The 17183-nt window shown below is 72.1% G+C and carries 15 protein-coding genes and 1 rRNA gene; 13 read left to right on the plus strand and 3 right to left on the minus strand.

Going from position 1 to position 17183, the window contains the following annotated elements; all coding sequences use genetic code 11:
- The first annotated feature begins 155 nt into the window (after nt 1-155).
- The 7 genes from rrf to H297_RS0124375 all read left to right on the plus strand — a co-directional run bounded on the left by rrf (nt 156) and on the right by H297_RS0124375 (nt 6544).
- Nucleotides 156-272: ribosomal RNA gene (gene rrf, locus H297_RS0124345) — 5S ribosomal RNA — on the plus strand.
- 98 nt (nt 273-370) lie between these two features.
- On the plus strand, nt 371-1588 hold the full coding sequence (locus tag H297_RS0124350) for an MFS transporter (protein WP_199787256.1): 1218 nt from the start codon (nt 371-373) through the stop codon (nt 1586-1588).
- Nucleotides 1557-2738: an acetoin utilization protein AcuC gene (locus tag H297_RS0124355; RefSeq protein WP_027739191.1), complete on the plus strand. Its 1182-nt coding sequence runs from the start codon at nt 1557-1559 to the stop codon at nt 2736-2738. Before H297_RS0124350 ends, H297_RS0124355 begins: the two co-directional genes overlap by 32 nt.
- A 906-nt stretch (nt 2739-3644) precedes the next feature.
- The gene (locus H297_RS0124360) at nt 3645-3854 is read left to right on the plus strand and encodes a helix-turn-helix domain-containing protein (RefSeq protein WP_157846443.1); all 210 of its coding nucleotides are present in this window, start codon (nt 3645-3647) and stop codon (nt 3852-3854) included.
- Nucleotides 3855-4036: 182 nt separating this feature from the next.
- Nucleotides 4037-4135, plus strand: a complete 99-nt coding sequence (locus H297_RS42050) for a 30S ribosomal protein bS22 (protein ID WP_003948845.1) — start codon at nt 4037-4039, stop codon at nt 4133-4135.
- 131 nt (nt 4136-4266) lie between these two features.
- Nucleotides 4267-5364 carry an NAD-dependent epimerase/dehydratase family protein gene (locus H297_RS0124370; RefSeq protein WP_027739192.1) on the plus strand — a complete coding sequence of 366 codons (1098 nt, stop codon included), beginning with the start codon at nt 4267-4269 and terminating at the stop codon, nt 5362-5364.
- A complete protein-coding gene (locus H297_RS0124375; protein ID WP_027739193.1) occupies nt 5357-6544 on the plus strand; it encodes a lysophospholipid acyltransferase family protein in 1188 nt (395 codons plus the stop codon). Before H297_RS0124370 ends, H297_RS0124375 begins: the two co-directional genes overlap by 8 nt.
- A gap of 48 nt (nt 6545-6592) precedes the next feature.
- Here H297_RS0124375 and H297_RS0124380 read toward each other — a convergent pair whose 3' ends face one another.
- The 3 genes from H297_RS0124380 to H297_RS0124390 all read right to left on the minus strand — a co-directional run bounded on the left by H297_RS0124380 (nt 6593) and on the right by H297_RS0124390 (nt 10448).
- Nucleotides 6593-7987, minus strand: coding sequence for a DUF5667 domain-containing protein (locus tag H297_RS0124380; protein WP_027739194.1), 1395 nt, complete (start codon nt 7985-7987; stop codon nt 6593-6595).
- Between the two features lie 275 nt (nt 7988-8262).
- Nucleotides 8263-9126, minus strand: coding sequence for an ECF subfamily RNA polymerase sigma factor, BldN family (locus tag H297_RS0124385; protein ID WP_027739195.1), 864 nt, complete (start codon nt 9124-9126; stop codon nt 8263-8265).
- Between the two features lie 389 nt (nt 9127-9515).
- On the minus strand, nt 9516-10448 hold the full coding sequence (locus tag H297_RS0124390; RefSeq protein ID WP_027739196.1) for an HAD-IB family hydrolase: 933 nt from the start codon (nt 10446-10448) through the stop codon (nt 9516-9518).
- A 54-nt stretch (nt 10449-10502) separates the two neighbouring features.
- Here H297_RS0124390 and H297_RS0124395 point away from each other — a divergent pair, with 54 nt between their 5' ends.
- From H297_RS0124395 to hemB, 6 genes are all read left to right on the plus strand, one after another.
- Nucleotides 10503-10739 (plus strand): glutaredoxin family protein, encoded by a 237-nt coding sequence (locus H297_RS0124395; protein WP_027739197.1) that lies wholly within the window; start codon nt 10503-10505, stop codon nt 10737-10739.
- 375 nt (nt 10740-11114) lie between these two features.
- Nucleotides 11115-11906 carry a redox-sensing transcriptional repressor Rex gene (locus H297_RS0124400; RefSeq protein WP_027739198.1) on the plus strand — a complete coding sequence of 264 codons (792 nt, stop codon included), beginning with the start codon at nt 11115-11117 and terminating at the stop codon, nt 11904-11906.
- Nucleotides 11903-13216, plus strand: a complete 1314-nt coding sequence (locus H297_RS0124405; RefSeq protein WP_027739199.1) for a glutamyl-tRNA reductase — start codon at nt 11903-11905, stop codon at nt 13214-13216. Before H297_RS0124400 ends, H297_RS0124405 begins: the two co-directional genes overlap by 4 nt.
- Nucleotides 13213-14214, plus strand: coding sequence for a hydroxymethylbilane synthase (gene hemC / locus H297_RS0124410; RefSeq protein WP_027739200.1), 1002 nt, complete (start codon nt 13213-13215; stop codon nt 14212-14214). The genes H297_RS0124405 and hemC overlap by 4 nt, the downstream gene beginning before the upstream one ends.
- Complete coding sequence (locus H297_RS0124415; RefSeq protein WP_486589647.1) at nt 14211-15914, plus strand: bifunctional uroporphyrinogen-III C-methyltransferase/uroporphyrinogen-III synthase; 1704 nt, start codon at nt 14211-14213, stop codon at nt 15912-15914. Before hemC ends, H297_RS0124415 begins: the two co-directional genes overlap by 4 nt.
- Nucleotides 15911-16924: a porphobilinogen synthase gene (hemB, locus tag H297_RS0124420; RefSeq protein ID WP_027739202.1), complete on the plus strand. Its 1014-nt coding sequence runs from the start codon at nt 15911-15913 to the stop codon at nt 16922-16924. Before H297_RS0124415 ends, hemB begins: the two co-directional genes overlap by 4 nt.
- The last annotated feature ends 259 nt before the right edge of the window (nt 16925-17183 follow it).

The raw sequence follows: 17183 nt of genomic DNA on the forward strand, positions 1-17183 counted from the left end.
GATCTGGAAGCCCAGTAATGGGTGGAGGTGACCGGTACTAATAGGCCGAGGGCTTGTCCATAGAGGCTCGCGTCCACTGTGTGGTTTCTGAGACAACAACCCCGACACGATCATTCCCTTTCGCGGGGATGTGTGTGTTGGTGTGTGTTGTGTGTTTCGGTGGTCATAGCGTGAGGGAAACGCCCGGTTACATTCCGAACCCGGAAGCTAAGCCTTTCAGCGCCGATGGTACTGCATGCGGGAGCGTGTGGGAGAGTAGGACGCCGCCGAACTTTGTGTAGGGAAAGCCCCGTTGGCCCAGCCAACGGGGCTTTTCTTTTTGTGCCGTACACCTACCCATGCGTAGCAACCGGTTCTAGGCTCTGCGGCCATGACGCAGGCGCGGACGCAGGCTCGACTGCCGTACGGGCGGGTGGCGTTGGCTGCCGGCTTCTTCGTCCAGGGCGCGGTGTTCGCGCTGTTGGTGACGCGTATCCCCGGAGTGCAGGAACAGTACGGGGTCTCCGACGGTCTGTTGCCCGCGTTCCTCGCGGCCGTGCCTGTGGTGGCCGGGGTGGGCAGCGTGACGGCCGAGCATCTGGTGCGCCGGGTGCGGCCGAGTGGAGTGCTGAGGTGGTCGCAGGCGGCTGCCTGTCTGGCGCTGGCAGGGGTCGGCGCCGGACAGGAACTCGTAGGTCTCGCGCTTGCTCTGGCGGCGTTCGGGCTGGCTGTCGGGATGCTGGACGCGTCGATGAACATGCTCGGCGTCAGCCTGCAACGCGCCTACGGGCGCAGCATCATGCTGGGTTTCCACGCCGCCTACAGCCTCGGCGGGATCGTCGGTGCCTCTTCGGCGTGGGTAGGGGCTCACTGGGATCTGTCGCTGGCGGCTCTGTACGGGCCGGTGGTTGCCGTGCTGTTGCCGCTGTCACTGGTGGCCAGCCGGTGGTACGTGGACGAGATCCGGCAGCCGGGGCCGGTGGCGGGGGCCGGGAGTGGCGGTGCTGCCGGTGCGGTCTCGGGGAGGTTGTTGCTGCCGCTGTGTCTCGTCATGGCGTTCGCCTACATCGGGGACTCCACGGTCTCCAACTGGAGCGCGAAGTACCTCCAGGACGTGCTCGGCAGCTCCGAGCAGCTTGCGACGGTGCCGTACAACGTCTACATGGTGACCACGCTGCTGGGGCGCGCCGTCGGGGATCTGGGGGTACGGAGGTTCGGTGCGGCGCCGGTGGTGCGGGTGGGGACGGTAGTGGCCGCGCTGGGGTTCGCGGCGGTGGCCCTCGCGCCCGGGGCGGGGAGCGGGATCGCGGGGTTCACGCTGCTGGGCTTCGGGCTCTGCGTGATCGTGCCGCAGACGTTCGTCGCCGCGGGGCGGCTGTTCCCGCGGGCGTCGGACACGGCGGTGGCCCGGTTGAACATCTTCAACTACGTCGGTTTCCTGGTGGGTTCGCCGCTGGTCGGTGCCCTGGGTGATGCCTGGAGCTACCGGGGCGCGATGCTGGTGCCGATGGTGTTGGTGCTGGTGACGCTCGCCTGCGCCTCCTCGTTCGACGGGCCCGGCCGATACGGTGGCGGGCATGAGCGGCCGCGCGCAGTTGATGTGGGATGAGGGCGTCACCGGTTACGACTTCGGTCGTGGCCATCCGATGGACCCGGTACGGCTCGCGCTCACGAAGCGCCTGATCGAGTCGCTGGGGGTGGAGCGGAGCCCGGACCTGAGCGTCGTCGCGGCGAAGCCCGTCGGGGAGTCGACGCTGCGGCTCGTCCACCGGCCCGACTACATCGACGCCGTGCGGCAGGCCTCCGCCGCCCCCGCCTCGGCAGACCAGCGGTACGGGCTCGGTACCACGGACGACCCCGCGTTCGCCGGCATGCACGAGGTGTCCGCGTTGATCGCGGGTCAGTCGGTCGGCGGTGCGGAGGCGGTGTGGCAGGGGCGGGCGCTGCACGCGGTGAACTTCGCCGGCGGGCTGCACCACGCGATGCCGTCGAGCGCGTCCGGCTTCTGCGTCTACAACGATCCCGCGCTCGCCGTTGCCCGTCTGCTGGAGCTGGGTGCGGAGCGGATCGCGTACGTGGATGTGGACGTGCACCACGGTGACGGGGTGCAGGCGGCGTTCTGGGACGATCCGCGCGTGCTGACGGTCTCGCTGCACGAGCACCCCGCCACCCTCTTCCCGGGGACGGGCTGGCCCGAGGAGTGCGGGGGAGAGGGCGCCGAGGGCAGTGCGGTGAACGTGGCGCTGCCGCCGGGCACCACGGACGAGGGGTGGCTGCGGGCCCTGCACGCGGTGGTGCCCGAGCTGCTGGCCGCGTTCGAGCCGCAGGTGCTGGTCACCCAGCACGGTGCCGACACCCATGTCGAGGACCCGCTGGCGCACTTGGCGGTCAGCGTGGACGCCCAGCGCACGGTGGCCGAGGTGGCCCACGCGTGGGCGCACGAGTACGCGCAGGGCCGTTGGCTGGCCCTGGGCGGTGGCGGGTACGCCGTGGTGGACGTGGTGCCGCGGACGTGGACGCACCTGGTGGCGATCGCGGCCGGGGTGCCGGTGCCGGGTGAGACGGAGGTGCCCGCCGAGTGGCGGCAGGAGGTGTTCGCCCGGACCGGCGGCGGGGGTGCTCCGCAACGGATGACGGACGGCCTGCAGCCGCGGTGGCGTGGCTGGGAGGAGGCGGGCTACGACCCCGCGGACCGGCTGGATCAGGCCGTACGCGCCACCCGTCGCGCGGTGTTCCCGGCACACGGCCTGCTGCCGTAGACGCCACCGTTGTGTCCTGCGCCCCCCGGCGTCCGTCCGAGCCCCGGGGGGCCCGCGCCGACGGTGCGGGCCGGGCCTCCAGGCTCGACAGGGGGCGGTTGGGGGCCGACGGTTGCGGGGTACGGCAGTTCGGAGCGGTCCGTGGCGGATGCGGGGCTGCTGCTCCCGCGTCCGCGTGACGTTCCGCGTACCCTCCCCGGCCTCTTCCGGCCCTGCGGCAGCGTATGTTCGGGTCGTCCTTCCGCAGCGGCACGGAGCGGGACGGGTCCGCGGCCGTCCCGTCCCCCGGCCGACTCCTGGACAGCTACGCCACATTGGCCCCACGCCTGTCGTCGTCCGGACGCCCCGACCTAGCACTGGCGTAGGGGAGACGTGTCGACATAGCGATGCGATTCTGGGTACGTCAGTGCGGTCTCTCCTACGTAGGGGGAGTCGCGCTGCAAGGCGTAACCGGCGCGCGCGGAAGGCCCCGTACGCGGGGCGCACGCACGCGCGCTCCGCGAGTTCCCGGCCCGGGGCGAGGGCGGGGACGGCGGGTCCTCGCGCCGCTGTCCGGCGGTGCGCGGCGGGGCGATGGGTGAGGTGTCAGTGCAGGTCGGCGGCGGAACGAGGGCAACGGGCCGCAGGTGCGGTGCGGGGCCGGCGCGGACCGGCGTGGGGCGGGTGACGCGCGGGAAAGCGGGGGCCTCGGGATCGGCTCCGCGTGACGGTGCGCAGTCCGATTACTACCGCGCGCTTACTCGCTATGTACTCAATCGAGCGTGTCTGTCACGGTAGGCGGACGGTTGCTACTCCTCTTCATCACTTGCATCACGCGCCCCTGATCCGGGGTAGAGCGCACATGCGAGCAGGAGACACCGGAGGGGGAAGCCGGTGCCCGACATGTGCGGAAGGTTCAGGTGTGACATGGCTGCTGACGAACGGCCGTTGAACGAGGTCGTGTTCCTTACCGTGGCGGAGGTCGCCGCGGTGATGCGAGTCTCCAAGATGACCGTGTACCGCTTGGTGCACAGTGGTCATCTGCCGGCGATCCGGGTGGGCAGGTCCTTCCGGGTCCCGGAGAAGGCCGTCCACGAGTATCTGGAGGAGTCCTACGTGGGGGTGGAGAGCGCCTAAGCCGGCATCGGATGTGACCGGTTCCACGGCGGTGGCCGACGGTACCCCTCGATGCACGACCACTCCTCGGTGCCGGGTAGGCTGAACCCATGTAGGTCGTGTGGGCTCGGACGCCCCGCACCGAGTATCGAAATGAGTTCGCCCCCGCAGCGTGCGGGGATGATCCGTGAGCGAGGGTAGTCGTGGGCTCTGTCATCAAGAAGCGGCGTAAGCGGATGGCGAAGAAGAAGCACCGCAAGCTGCTGAAGCGGACGCGTGTGCAGCGTCGCAACAAGAAGTGAGCGAGCGCACCGCACGCCACTGACCGCCGCCTTTCTCTCCGCGCGGGGAGAAGGGCGGCGGTTCTGCTATGGGTGCGCGGTCCCGGCGGTGGGAGCACCGGGACCGCGCCAGGGAGGGAGCTGTGGGCAAGGTGGGCAAGGTGGTGCTCGTCACCGGGGTGGCCCGGCCGCTGGGCGCGCGGTTCGCCCGCCGCGTCGGGCGGGAGCCGGGCGTCAGCCGCGTCGTCGGCGTGGATGCCCGTCCGCCGGCGGGGGACCTCGGCGGCGCGGAGTTCGTCCAGGCCGACATCCGGCAGCCGGTCATCGGCACGGTACTGGCCGAGTACGCCGTCGACACCGTCGTGCACATGGATCTGCACGGCACCCCGCTGGCGCCCGGCGGCGGGGGCCGCGGCGCGGTGAAGGAGACCAACGTGATCGGCGCCATGCAGGTGCTCGGCGCCTGCCAGAAGGCGCCTGCCGTCGCCCGTCTGGTGATCAAGTCGACGACGAGTGTGTACGGTTCCGCGCCGCGCGATCCGGCGGTCTTCGACGAGACGACCGAGGTCCGCTCGCTGCCCGGCGGCGGGTTCGCCAAGGACGCGGTGGAGGTCGAGGGCTACGTGCGCGGGTTCGCGCGGCGGCGGCCCGACGTGTCCGTGACCGTGCTGCGCTTCGCCCACATCCTCGGCCCGGCCGGGGAGTCGCCGCTCGCCGCCTACTTCGCACTGCCCGTGCTGCCGACCGTCCTCGGCTACGACCCCCGGCTGCAGTTCGTGCACGACGACGACGTCGTCGACGTGCTGCTGCTGGCGGCCGGCGAGCCCCGCAGCGGCGCGCTGAACGCGGGCACGTTCAACATCGCAGGGGACGGCGCCATGCTGCTCTCCCAGTGCGCCCGGAGGCTGGGGCGGCCGACGGTGCCGACGCTGCTGCCCGCGATCCGCTGGGGCGGCGGTGTGCTGCGCTCGGTGGGCTTCACGGACTTCTCGCCGGAACAGTTGCGGCTGCTGACGCACGGCCGCGTCGTCCACACCGGATACGCCCGCGACGTGCTGGGTTTCGCCCCGCGCCGTACCACCGCGGCGACGTTGGAGGCCTTCGGGCGGGCTCATGGCCCGGGCCTGCTGCCGCCCGGCAGACTGGCCCGTGCGGTCGACCGGTTGGCGGCGTCGCTGCCGGGAGACCCGGGACCGGCGGCCGGGAGCGCCGGCGCGGAGCGCGAGGAGGAGGTGCCCCACCGTGGGTGACGCGAAGGTCATACCCATCGGCGACGGGCCGGACCGTGCAGGCGGCAGCGCGGGCGCGTCCCGGCGGCGGCGAGGGCGGCAGGGCGAGGCCCCGGCCCCGGGCGAGGACGGACGGGAGAGCACCGGCGGGACCGGCCGGGAGGCGGACCGGGAGGCGGAGGAGCACCAAACGGGGCAGGCCGCCGCAGGCGTCGCGCCCTCCCGCCGTGCGCCGTCGCCCCCGGTGCCGCAGCAGCGGGCGCACGAGACGGACGGTGCGGCCGACGGTCCTCCGCCGACGTCCGCCGCCGGGGACCGAGACGGCGGCCTCGCCGAGGGGATGTTCCAGCGGCTGCTGGGCACCGACTGGGAGGAGCGCGCCGCACGGGGGCTGGCCTTCCTGCGACGCCGGGTCACCGGGGAGTACGAGGTCGACGACTTCGGCTACGACGAGGAGCTGACCGACCAGGTCCTGATGTCGCTGCTGCGCCCGGTGTACGAGAAGTACTTCCGGGTCGAGGTCCGGGGTGTGGAGAACATACCGGCCGACGGCGCGGCACTGGTGGTCGCCAACCACTCGGGCACGCTGCCCCTGGACGGCCTGATGCTCCAGGTCGCCGTCCACGACCACCATCCCGCCGACCGCCGGCTGCGGTTGCTCGGTGCCGACCTGGTGTTCATGCTGCCGGTCGTCAACGAGCTGGCGCGCAAGGCCGGACACACGCTGGCCTGTGCGGAGGACGCCCGGACGCTGCTGGAGCGGGGTGAGGTCGTCGGGGTGATGCCGGAGGGGTTCAAGGGGCTGGGCAAGCCCTTCGCCGACCGCTACAAGTTGCAGCGGTTCGGGCGGGGCGGGTTCGTCTCGACAGCGCTGCGGGCGGGGGCGCCCATCGTGCCGTGCGCGATCGTGGGCGCCGAGGAGATCTATCCGATGCTCGGCAACTCGCGCACGCTGGCACGGCTGTGCAACTTTCCGTACTTCCCCCTCACGCCCACCTTCCCCTGGCTGGGGCCGCTGGGTGCGGTGCCGCTGCCGACGAAGTGGACCATCCAGTTCGGTGAGCCCGTCGCCACCGACGGCTATGCGCCGGAGGCGGCGGAGGACCCGATGCTGATGTTCAACCTGACCGACCAGGTACGGGAGACGATCCAGCACTCCCTCTACGAACTGCTGGTGCGGCGCCGTTCCGTGTTCTTCTGAGGGACCGGTGTTCTGCTACCGGTGGCGCCGCACCGCTGCTGCCCGCCGCTACTTGTCCTCCTGTTCCAGGCCGAGCCCCGGCAGGACCTGGGGGACGATCGGCGGGAGCGTGACCCGGGGCTCCCCCTTCGGCGTGGTGGCGTCGTCGGAACCGGAGCCGGTACCCGGGTGGGAGCTGCCGGGCCGGTCGTCGTGGTCCGGCTGCTGGGAGGGCTGGAGCAGGCTGCCGCCCAGCAGGCCCTCGCCGTCCCGCCGCTGGGAGTCCGAGGGGGAGGGCTCCTCGCTGCGGTGATCGCGCTGCCCGTGCGTCGTACCGTCCGAGGACGGGGTGGACGGCTCGGTGGAGGGCGAATCCTCGCCGGTGCGGTCGCTGGTGCCCTGCCGGCGTTCCTGCTGCGTCTCCTCCGCCGCACGCGGGAGGAGCGAGCGCAGCGGGCCGACCTCGTGGTCCATGGCGTCGAAGACGGAGGTGACCTCGTCGCCCACGTCCCGAAGCTGCACCGGCAGCCGGTCCCGCAGGCGGCTCCAGCCCTCCCGGTGCTGCTTGGTGAACCGGGACAGGGAGCGGATCGGGGCCAGGTCGCCGTCCTGCTGGTAGGCCGAGCTGAGCAGGCGGTGCCCCTCGGAGGCGTCCTGCCGCATGCCGGAGAGGGCTCTGCGGACCTCGCCCAGCGACTCGTGGTCCAAGTCGCCCGCCCGGTCCCGCTCCATGAGGCGGCGGGCCTCCTGCATGCGGGTGGAGGCGTGGTCGAGCAGCAGGCTGCCGCGGTCCGAGTCGTCACCGGCCAGGTCGAGCTGGAGGTCCTCCATACCGCGCTTGAGGTTGTAGAGCGAGTCCCCCGGGAGCGCGTCGTTGCTGGCCGCGGCGGCCCCGCCCAGGGCGCCGGCTGCCACGCCGACGCTCAGCCCGCCGGCGGCGAGCCCCTTGCCGAGACGGGACTTGGGCCGCAGCTTGTTCAGCGGCCCGAGAGCCGGTGCGCGATGGGCGCCCCGGCCGGCACGGGAGGCGGCCCGGCCGTCGCGCTGGCCGGGCAACCGGGCGTCCGCCGCGGTGCCGCTCTCGGCGAAGGCCGCCTCCATGGCGGCGATGAGCTGCGCGCGCTGCACCGTTTTGACCTCGGGGTCCAGTTCCGGGCGGGGCAGTGCGGCGAGTTCCTCGGCGAGGGAGACCAGCGACAGGTCCGGGCCGTCGGCCCGGTGGCTGTGTGGGGGCGGGGCCGGCGCGGGTGCGGCCGGTGCGGCCGGTGGGGCCGGGGACGAACGGGACGGCGCGTGCCGTGCCCGTGTCCGCGGGGACGCCCCCGGTGGGGCCGTTCCGCTTCTCCCGGGGTCCGCGGAGCCCTCGGACCCCGTGTCGGCCGCCGCGCCCGCGTCGCGCTCCTGTTCGTCCAGGGACTGGGCGAAGGCGATGGCCCGTCGGCTTGTCGGCACGGATCCGATCACCGGCGGCACCTCCTCTCGTCAGCACGGTCGACTCCCCGCCGCACAGGAACAGGACGCACGGCGACCGTGTCCGCCCAGGATGAGCGGGCTACGGCCGACCGCGACCGGGGAGTCTGCAACCCCCACAACGAGCGCAAGCCAGTCGGGTTACGGAGTCCGATGTCACGATGATGTGACCGGCGAAGAAGGCTGTCGAGCGTGCCGCCGGACCGCGGGCCCGGCGCCTCGCTCCGCGGGCCGGCGCTTCCGCTCCGCGTGGTCGGCGCGGAGCGGGTTCAGCGCGCGTCGTCGGGCAGGAGCCTGGCGAGCGTGCGGACGGCACGGTACTGGAGCGTCTTGATGGCGCCCTCGTTCTTGCCCATGACCCGGGCCGTCTCCGCCACGGAGAGCCCCTGCAGAAATCGGAGCGTGACGCACTCCTGCTGTTGGGGGTTGAGCTTACGTACGGCCTCCAGCAGGGCGGCGTTGGAGAGGGACTCCAGCACCGACTCCTCCGGGGAGCGTTCCACCTCGTTGGCGTCGAGCATCTCGCCGGTGGTCACTTCGAGGCGGAAGCGGCTCGACTTGAAGTGGTCGGCGACGAGGTTCCGGGCGATGGTCACCAGCCAGGCCCCGAAGTCGCGGCCCTGCCAGGTGAAGGTTCCGATCCGGCGGAGGGCGCGCAGGAAGGTCTCACTGGTCAGGTCCTCGGCGGTCGCCCGGCCGCCGACCCGGTAGTAGATGTAGCGGTAGACGGTGTCGCTGTACTGGTCGTACAGCTTGCCGAACGCCTCGGCCTCGCCGGCCTGGGCCTGTTCGACCAGGTCCATCATCCGGCAGCTCTCGGTGTCCGAGGCGGCGGGGCGGCGGGCGGTGGTGCCCGTGGGCCGGGCGCGTCGGCTGCCGGCCGTCGACGTCGAGGACGCCGAGGCCGCTGTGGTGGCCGACGAGGTGGTGCGGGTCGTGGCGCCGGCGGCGCGGTGGGCGAGGACAGGGCAGGAGGCCGCGGGGACAGGTGCGGCTCCTGCGGGGACAGGTGCAGTTGGTGCGACGAGGGCAGGGACGGCGTACGCGGTGGGGACGAACGCACGCAGTTGGTCGATGACTGTCGTGCGCAGCGTAGCCAGGCCCGAGGCGTCAACCCCGACGTGTGGGTACACGGGACTCCCAGAGGCAGAGCTTCCATCACGTGCAGTGCGGGACCATTCACCCGGCGTAGGGACGGATGGGTACCGAATTGCGTCTGAGGAGAATAACGCTTCGTACAGACGGCACTACACGTAGTTGCCAAAATCGTCGATTCGGTTCACTCTGTTACGGATTGGGACCGCATTCGGGCGCGGTTGGCGATCGGAGACCGATCATTCTGCTGGCCGGAAATGACGGGTGAGTGACCTCTTCTGTCCGACTCGGGCTCGCGTGACTGGCACGCCGCGACGCCGGGTAACACTGCTGGATCGGCTCCCGGCGGGGGCGCGCGGACAGGGGTGCGCGCCGGAGCGGCCGGACGGGCGCTCCCGGTGTGCGGACGGCCGCCCTCGTGGCGGCCCTAGCGGCGTCGGCGCTGGACCGCCAGAGCGGCCGCGGCGCCACCGGCCAGCGCGCCCACCCCGGCCGCTGCCGGGATGCCCACCTTGGCCGCCTTCCGGGCCGATCGGTAGTCGCGCAGCCGCCAGCCCATTTCCCGCGCGTGCGCCCGCAGCAAGCTGTCAGGATTGATCGCATACGGATGGCCGACGAGCGACAGCATCGGGATGTCGTTCGCCGAATCGCTGTACGCGGCGCACCGCCGCAGGTCCAGCCCTTCCGCCGCGGCCAGTGCCCGTACGGCCTCCGCCTTCGCCGGCCCGTGCAGCGGCTCGCCGACCAGCCGCCCGGTGTAGACCCCGCCCACCGACTCGGCGACCGTGCCCAGCGCGCCGGTCAGCCCCAGGCGGCGGGCGATGATCGTGGCCGTCTCCACCGGCGCCGCTGTCACCAGCCACACCTTCTGCCCGGCGTCCAGGTGCGCTTGGGCGAGGGCGCGGGTGCCCGGCCAGATCCGGCCCGCCAGGTACTCGTCGTAGATCTCCTCGCCGATCGCCATCAACTCCGAGACGCGGTGGCCCTTGACGATCGACAGGGCGCTCTCCCGGGCGTCGTGCATGTGGTCGGCGTTCTCGGAACCGGCCAGCCGGAAGTACGCCTGCTGCCAGGCGAAGCGGGTCAGTTCGCGCTTGCGGAAGAACTTGCGCTTGTACAGTCCGCGGCCGAAGTGGAAGAGGGCGGCGCCCTGCATGACGGTGTTGTCCAGGTCGAAGAAGGCGGCGGCCCTCACGTCCCCGACGACGGGGAACTCCGGTTCCGCCGCGCCCTGGTGCTCCTCCTCGGCCGCCCGCTCCTGCTCCTGTTTGCGGGCCGCCTCCGCGGCGGCCTCGCCGGCGAGCACGCTCCGCGCGGTCGCGGAGCGCTTGCGAGGGGTGAGCCATGCGGGAAGGGCCATGCCGCGAGCATAGCCAGTTTGTTCGGTGGGTCCGTTACGTGCGGAGAATGGGGCATGAAGACTGTGACCCTCATCGGGAAGCCCGGGTGTCATCTCTGTGACGTGGCGCGCGACGTGATCGTGCGGGTGTGCGACGAAGTGGGTGCCGCCTGGGAGGAGAAGGACATCAACCAGGACCAGGAGCTGTACCGCCTGTACTGGGAGCAGATCCCGGTGGTCCTGGTGGACGGCGAGCAGCACGACTTCTGGCGTGTCGACCCCGAACGCCTTCGGGCCGCGCTCACCGGGTGAGGGCAGCGCGGTGGCCGGTGGCCGGCGATGGGTGGCGGGCGGTGGTGAGTGCTGCCGGAGGGTGTCGCGGGTGAGGGGCGCCGGTCGAAAGGCGGTCAAAGGCTGTCGTAACCGGTCCCGGCGTGCGGGAATGTGGTCAGGGTTCGACGGGGTTTCGATTAGAATCGAGGGCGTTTTGCCGTCCGGGGGCGTGTATGTGAGGAGCGTGACCGCGTGTCCCCGTCGGTACCTGTGGCGCCGGTCACGTTGACCGGACAAAGCGGACACCATCTTTGTGCACGCGTTCACAAAGGCATAGCCTGGAGGCGACGCAGCGGTCCGCGAGGGCACCTCACGTTCGACCGCTCACCGCTTCGCGCAACCGGCAGGAGCACCGTGGCAACTGGCCGAAACCACCGTCCGGCGACGAGTCGGAGCCGAGGAATCCCCGAGGCTACCGTCGCCCGCCTTCCGCTGTATCTGCGGGCACTCACGGCGCTCTCCGAACGGTCGGTGCCCACCGTCTCCTCGGAGGAACTGGCCTCGGCGGCCGGCGTGAACTCGGCCAAGCTCCGCAAGGACTTCTCCTACCTCGGCTCCTACGGGACCCGCGGCGTCGGCTACGACGTGGAGTACCTCGTCTACCAGATCTCCCGCGAGCTCGGCCTCACCCAGGACTGGCCGGTCGTGATCGTCGGTATCGGCAACCTCGGTGCCGCCCTCGCCAACTACGGCGGCTTCGCCTCCCGCGGCTTCCGGGTCGCGGCGCTGATCGACGCCGACCCGGGCCTCTCCGGCAGGCCCGTCGCCGGGATCCCCGTCCAGCACACCGACGAGCTGGAGAAGATCATCGACGACAACGGGGTGTCCATCGGCGTGATCGCCACCCCGGCCGGCGCCGCCCAGCAGGTGTGCGACCGGCTGGTGGCCGCCGGGATCACCTCGATCCTCAACTTCGCACCGACCGTGCTGTCCGTCCCCGAAGGGGTGGACGTGCGCAAGGTGGACCTGTCCATAGAGCTGCAGATCCTCGCCTTCCACGAGCAGCGCAAGGCGGGGGAGGAGCCGGTCGATGCGCCCGAGGTGGACACCGCGCCGCCCGCCGCGCCGCCCGCCGTGGCCGTCACCAAGCGGCGGCCGCCCGAGTCCGGACCTGACGGGGACCTGCCCGCCGTGATGCCGGCATGAGCCTGCTCGTCGTCGGCCTGAGCCACCGCAGCGCGCCGGTCAGCGTGCTGGAACGTGCCGCCCTGGAGCCCGGGGCGCGGGGCAAGCTGCTGCAGGACACCGTCAGCGCCGAGCCCGCAGCGGAGGCGGCCGTGCTGGCCACCTGCAACCGGCTCGAACTGTACGCGGACGTCGACAAGTTCCACGCCGGCGTCGCCGAGCTGTCGACCCTGCTGGCCCAGCACAGCGGCGTCTGCCTGGACGAGCTCACCCCCTATCTGTACGTGCACTACGAGGACCGCGCCGTGCACCACCTGTTCTCGGTGGCGTGCGGGCTGGACTCGATGGTCGTCGGCGAGGGGCAGATCCTCGGCCAGATCAAGGACGCGCTCGCCGTCGCCCAGGAGCAGCACACCGCCGGGCGCCTGCTGAACGACCTGTTCCAGCAGGCGCTGCGGGTGGGCAAGCGGGCGCATTCCGAGACGGGCATCGACAAGGCCGGGCAGTCCCTGGTGACCTTCGGCCTGGAGCAGCTCGCGGCCGGGGCGCCGGTGGAGGAGTGGGCGCGCGGGAAGCGGGCGCTGGTGATCGGTGCCGGGTCCATGTCGTCGCTGGCCGCGACGGTGCTGGCGCGCGCCGGTGTGGGCGAACTGGTGATCGCCAACCGCACCCTGGCCAGGGCCGAGCGGCTGGCCGAGAGCCTCCAGGGCCGGGCCGTTCCGATGGCGGCGGTCACCGGCGAGCTGGCGGCGGCCGACGTGGTGGTCTCCTGCACCGGTGCGACGGGGCTCGTCCTGTCGGCCTCCGACATCGAGGCCGCGCTGGGTGACCGTCCGTCCCAGGCGGCGCCGGTGGTGCTCGACCTGGCCATGCCCCGCGACGTCGACGTGGCCGTGCACCGGATCGACGGGGTCCGGCTGGTGGACATCGAGTCGCTGGCCGACGCAGAGGCGAACGCACCGATGGCCGGTGACGTGGAGGCCGTGCGCGGTCTGGTCACCGAGGAGGTCGCCGCGTTCGGCGCGGCGCAGCGGGCCGCGACCATCACGCCGACCGTGGTGGCGCTGCGGACCATGGCCGCCGACGTGGTCTCCGGCGAGCTGGCCCGCCTGGAGGGGCGGCTGCACGGCATGGACGACAAGCTGCGCGCGGAGGTCACGCAGACCGTGCGCCGGGTGGTGGACAAGCTGCTGCACGCGCCGACGGTGCGCGTCAAGCAGCTCGCCGGCGAGCCCGGCGGCGCCGGGTACGCCGATGCCTTGCGTGAACTCTTCGACCTCGACCCGCAGGCGGTCGCCGCTGTCAGCAATCCGGAACAGGAGCGGCAATGAACTCCCATGCCACAGCCATCCCCCCACTGAGGCTGGGCACCCGCCGCAGCAAACTCGCGACGGCGCAGTCCGGGCTGGTCGCCGAGGAGGTCCGCAGGGTGACGGGGCGCCCTGTGGAGCTGGTGGAGATCACCACGTACGGGGACGTCAGCAAGGAGCAGCTGGCGCAGATCGGCGGCACCGGTGTGTTCGTCAACGCCCTGCGGGACGCGCTGTTGCGCGGGGACATCGACTTCGCCGTGCACTCGCTGAAGGACCTGCCGACCACCCAGCCCGAGCAGTTCGCGCTGGCCGCGGTGCCGCCGCGGGCCGACGCGCGGGACGTGCTGGTCGGCCGGGACGGGCTGGGCTTCGAGGAGCTGGCCCGCGCCGCGGCGCCGGGCAAGGCCCGTATCGGCACCGGATCCCCCCGCCGGATGGCGCAGGTGCAGGCGTGGGCCCGTGGACTCGGGGTCGAGATCGAAACGGTCCCGATTCGGGGGAATATCGACACACGGATCGGGTACGTGCGCTCCGGCGAGCTCGATGCCGTGGTTCTCGCCGCCGCCGGGCTGGAGCGCATCGGCCGCCTCGCTGAGGAGGCCGTCGAGCTGATCAGCCCGGACCAGGTACTTCCCGCCCCCGGACAGGGGGCACTGGCCGTGGAATGCGTGGCATCCGACGCGCACCTGGCCGCACAGCTCGCGGAGCTGGACGACCCGCACACGCGGGCGGCCGTCACCGCCGAGCGAACCCTGCTCGCCGCCTTGGAGGCCGGCTGCAGCGCACCCGTAGGGGCGCTTGCCGACCTGCTTGTCGAGGGGCAGGTTGTCACCGAAATGCGCCTGCGCGGTGTCGTCGGTACCACCGACGGACGTGCGCTGGTGCAGTTGTCCACCACCGGTCCCGTACCGGCGTCCGACGGCGACTACACGGCCTGTGCCCGCATGGGCCAGGAGCTCGCCGACGAGATGCTCGCCAAGGGCGCGGCCGGTCTGATGGGGGAGCGAGCACTTTGAGCCCCACCGCCGCCGACAAGTCGAGCACGGCACGCAAGACGCCAGTCGCGAACAGAGCGCACCTGCACGGTGCACAGGGACATGTCACCTTCCTGGGTGCCGGCCCGGGAGACCCGGGGCTGCTGACGTTGCGCGCCGTCGAGGCGCTGGGGCAGGCCGACGTGCTCGTCGCCGACCCCCGCGTGCATGACGTCGTGCGCGCTCACACCCGCCCTGGTGTGGACACACCGCTTCAGTCGGTCACTGACGAGGCGTCAACTGCCTCCGCACCGACGGGCGATGTGGCCATCGATGCGGGCGAGTCTGCCATAGCCGCCGCGCGCGCCGGCAAGCGGGTCGTGCGTGCGGTCGCGGGCGATCCCGGGCTGGACTCGGACGCGGCCCGCGAGATGCTGGCCATGGCCTCCGAGGGCATCCCCTTCGAGGTCGTACCGGGCATCGCCGCGGCCGTCGGCGTCCCGGCGTACGCGGGGGTGCCGCTGCGCGACGGGCAGGGCACCGACGTGCGGTTCGTCGATGCGGCCAGCGCGGACGACCGGTGCTGGACCGAGCTGGGCGTCAGCGACGCGACCGTCGTCGTCTCCACCACGCTGGAGGGGGTGGGCGCCGCGGCGGGCGAGCTGGTGGCCGCGGGCCGCAAGCCCGACACCCCCATGGCCGTCACGCTGGCGGGCACCACGACCCGGCAGCGCACCTTCTCCGCGACGCTCGGCGGGATCAACCAGACCCTCAAGCAGGCCAAGGTGCTGCCCTCGCCCGACGGCGGGCAGCCCGTCATAGCCGTGGTCGGCGAGCGCAGTGCCGCCGCGCAGCGGGACCAGTTGGCCTGGTTCGAGTCCAAGCCGCTGTTCGGCTGGCAGGTCCTGGTGCCGCGCACCAAGGAGCAGGCGGCCTCCCTCTCCGACCAGTTGCGCTCCTACGGCGCGGTGCCGGCCGAGGTGCCGACCATCGCCGTGGAGCCGCCGCGCACCCCGCAGCAGATGGAGCGCGCGGTCAAGGGCCTGGTGACGGGCCGCTACGAGTGGATCGCCTTCACCTCGGTCAACGCCGTCAAGGCGGTGCGGGAGAAGTTCGAGGAGTACGGGCTGGACGCCCGCGCCTTCGCCGGGATCAAGGTCGCGGCGGTGGGCGAGCAGACGGCCAGGGCGCTGGTGGAGTTCGGTGTGAAGCCGGACCTGGTGCCCAGCGGCGAGCAGTCGGCCGCCGGGCTGCTGGAGGACTGGCCGCCCTACGACCCGGTCTTCGACCCGATCGACCGGGTGTTCCTGCCCCGTGCCGACATCGCCACCGAGACGCTGGTGGCCGGTCTCATCGAGCTCGGCTGGGAGGTGGACGACGTGACGGCGTACCGCACCGTCCGCGCCTCGCCGCCGCCCGCCGAGACCCGGGAGGCCATCAAGGGCGGCGGGTTCGACGCGGTGCTGTTCACCTCGTCCTCCACCGTGCGCAACCTGGTCGGCATCGCGGGCAAGCCGCACAATGTCACCGTCATCGCCTGTATCGGCCCGGCCACCGCCAAGACCGCGGAGGAACACGGGCTGCGGGTGGACGTGATGGCTCCGGAGCCGTCCGTGCACAGACTGGCCGAGGCGCTCGCCGACTTCGGCGCCCAGCGCCGTGCCGTGGCCGTGGAGGCGGGCGAGCAGGTGAAGCGGCCGAGCGAGAAGCGCCCGGCCAGGAGGAGGGCACGCACATCATGAGCACCCACGGCACCGCGCACGGCAGCTTCCCGGCGGTCCGTCCCCGCCGGCTGCGCACCACCCCGGCGATGCGCCGGATGGTCGCCGAGTACCGCACCCGGCCCGCCGACCTGATCCTGCCCGCCTTCGTGCGGGAGGGCATCGGCGAGCCGGTGCCGGTGGGTTCCATGCCGGGTGCCGTCCAGCACACCCGCGACTCGCTCCGCAAGGCCGCCGTGGAGGCGGTCGAGGCCGGAGTCGGCGGGCTGATGCTCTACGGCGTGCCGGACGACGCCAGGAAGGACGCCGTCGGCACCGCCGGCACCGACCCGGACGGCATCCTCCAGGTGGCGCTGCGCGACGTGCGCGCCGAGGTCGGCGACGAGCTGGTGCTCATGTCCGACCTGTGCCTGGACGAGTACACCGACCACGGCCACTGCGGGGTGCTCGCCGCCGACGGCCGGGTCGACAACGACGCCACGCTGGAGCGGTACGCCGAGATGGCCCGCGTCCAGGCCGACGCGGGAGCCCATGTGCTGGGCGCCAGCGGCATGATGGACGGCCAGATCGGGTACGTCCGCACCGCCCTGGAGGAGGCCGGCCTTCAGGACGTGGCGGTCTTCGCCTACACCGCGAAGTACTCCTCCGCGTTCTACGGGCCGTTCCGCGAGGCCGTCGGCTCCTCCCTGAAGGGGGACCGCAAGACCTACCAGCAGGACCCGGCCAACGCCCGTGAGGCGCTGCGCGAGCTCTCCCTGGACCTGGCCGAGGGCGCCGACATGGTGATGGTCAAGCCGGGCCTGCCCTACCTGGACATCCTGCGGGACTTCGCGGAGCGGGCCGAGGTACCGATCGGCGTCTACCAGATCTCCGGCGAGTACGCGATGGTCGAGGCGGCGGCGGAGAAGGGCTGGATCGACCGCGAGGCCGCCATCCTGGAGACGCTGACGAGCTTCACGCGGGCCGGCGCGAACATGATCCTCACCTACTGGGCGACGGAGGCCGCCGGACTGCTGCGCGCCGGACACTGAACCACGCCGGACGGCCGGCACGAGGGCCTCTCCCGCGGACGCGGGTGGGGCCCTCTTCTGCTGCGCTGTGAGCGCGCTGTCGCAGCCCGTCCGACGTGGCGTGCTCAATCGACGTCCGTTTCCGTTGTGGAAGGACGGAAGGATCACTTACGCTCTTCGGGCCTTGCTCGAAAAGGCGTGCCGAGTGGACAACTCCGCTCGGCTTCCTCGCAGTTGACGTCACGTCATTGCACTGTGCTGGGCGGCTTGACCCCGCGCG

The organism is Streptomyces sp. CNT360 (assembly GCF_000424785.1).

What these genes read in the sequence shown, in the direction of transcription:
- H297_RS0124350 (WP_199787256.1), top strand. Translation starts at nt 371, where the DNA reads ATGACGCAGGCGCGGACGCAGGCTCGACTGCCGTACGGGCGGGTGGCG.
- H297_RS0124355 (WP_027739191.1), top strand. Translation starts at nt 1,557, where the DNA reads ATGAGCGGCCGCGCGCAGTTGATGTGGGATGAGGGCGTCACCGGTTAC.
- H297_RS0124360 (WP_157846443.1), top strand. Translation starts at nt 3,645, where the DNA reads ATGGCTGCTGACGAACGGCCGTTGAACGAGGTCGTGTTCCTTACCGTG.
- H297_RS0124390 (WP_027739196.1), bottom strand. Translation starts at nt 10,448, where the DNA reads ATGGCCCTTCCCGCATGGCTCACCCCTCGCAAGCGCTCCGCGACCGCG.
- H297_RS0124395 (WP_027739197.1), top strand. Translation starts at nt 10,503, where the DNA reads ATGAAGACTGTGACCCTCATCGGGAAGCCCGGGTGTCATCTCTGTGAC.
- H297_RS0124405 (WP_027739199.1), top strand. Translation starts at nt 11,903, where the DNA reads ATGAGCCTGCTCGTCGTCGGCCTGAGCCACCGCAGCGCGCCGGTCAGC.
- hemC (WP_027739200.1), top strand. Translation starts at nt 13,213, where the DNA reads ATGAACTCCCATGCCACAGCCATCCCCCCACTGAGGCTGGGCACCCGC.
- hemB (WP_027739202.1), top strand. Translation starts at nt 15,911, where the DNA reads ATGAGCACCCACGGCACCGCGCACGGCAGCTTCCCGGCGGTCCGTCCC.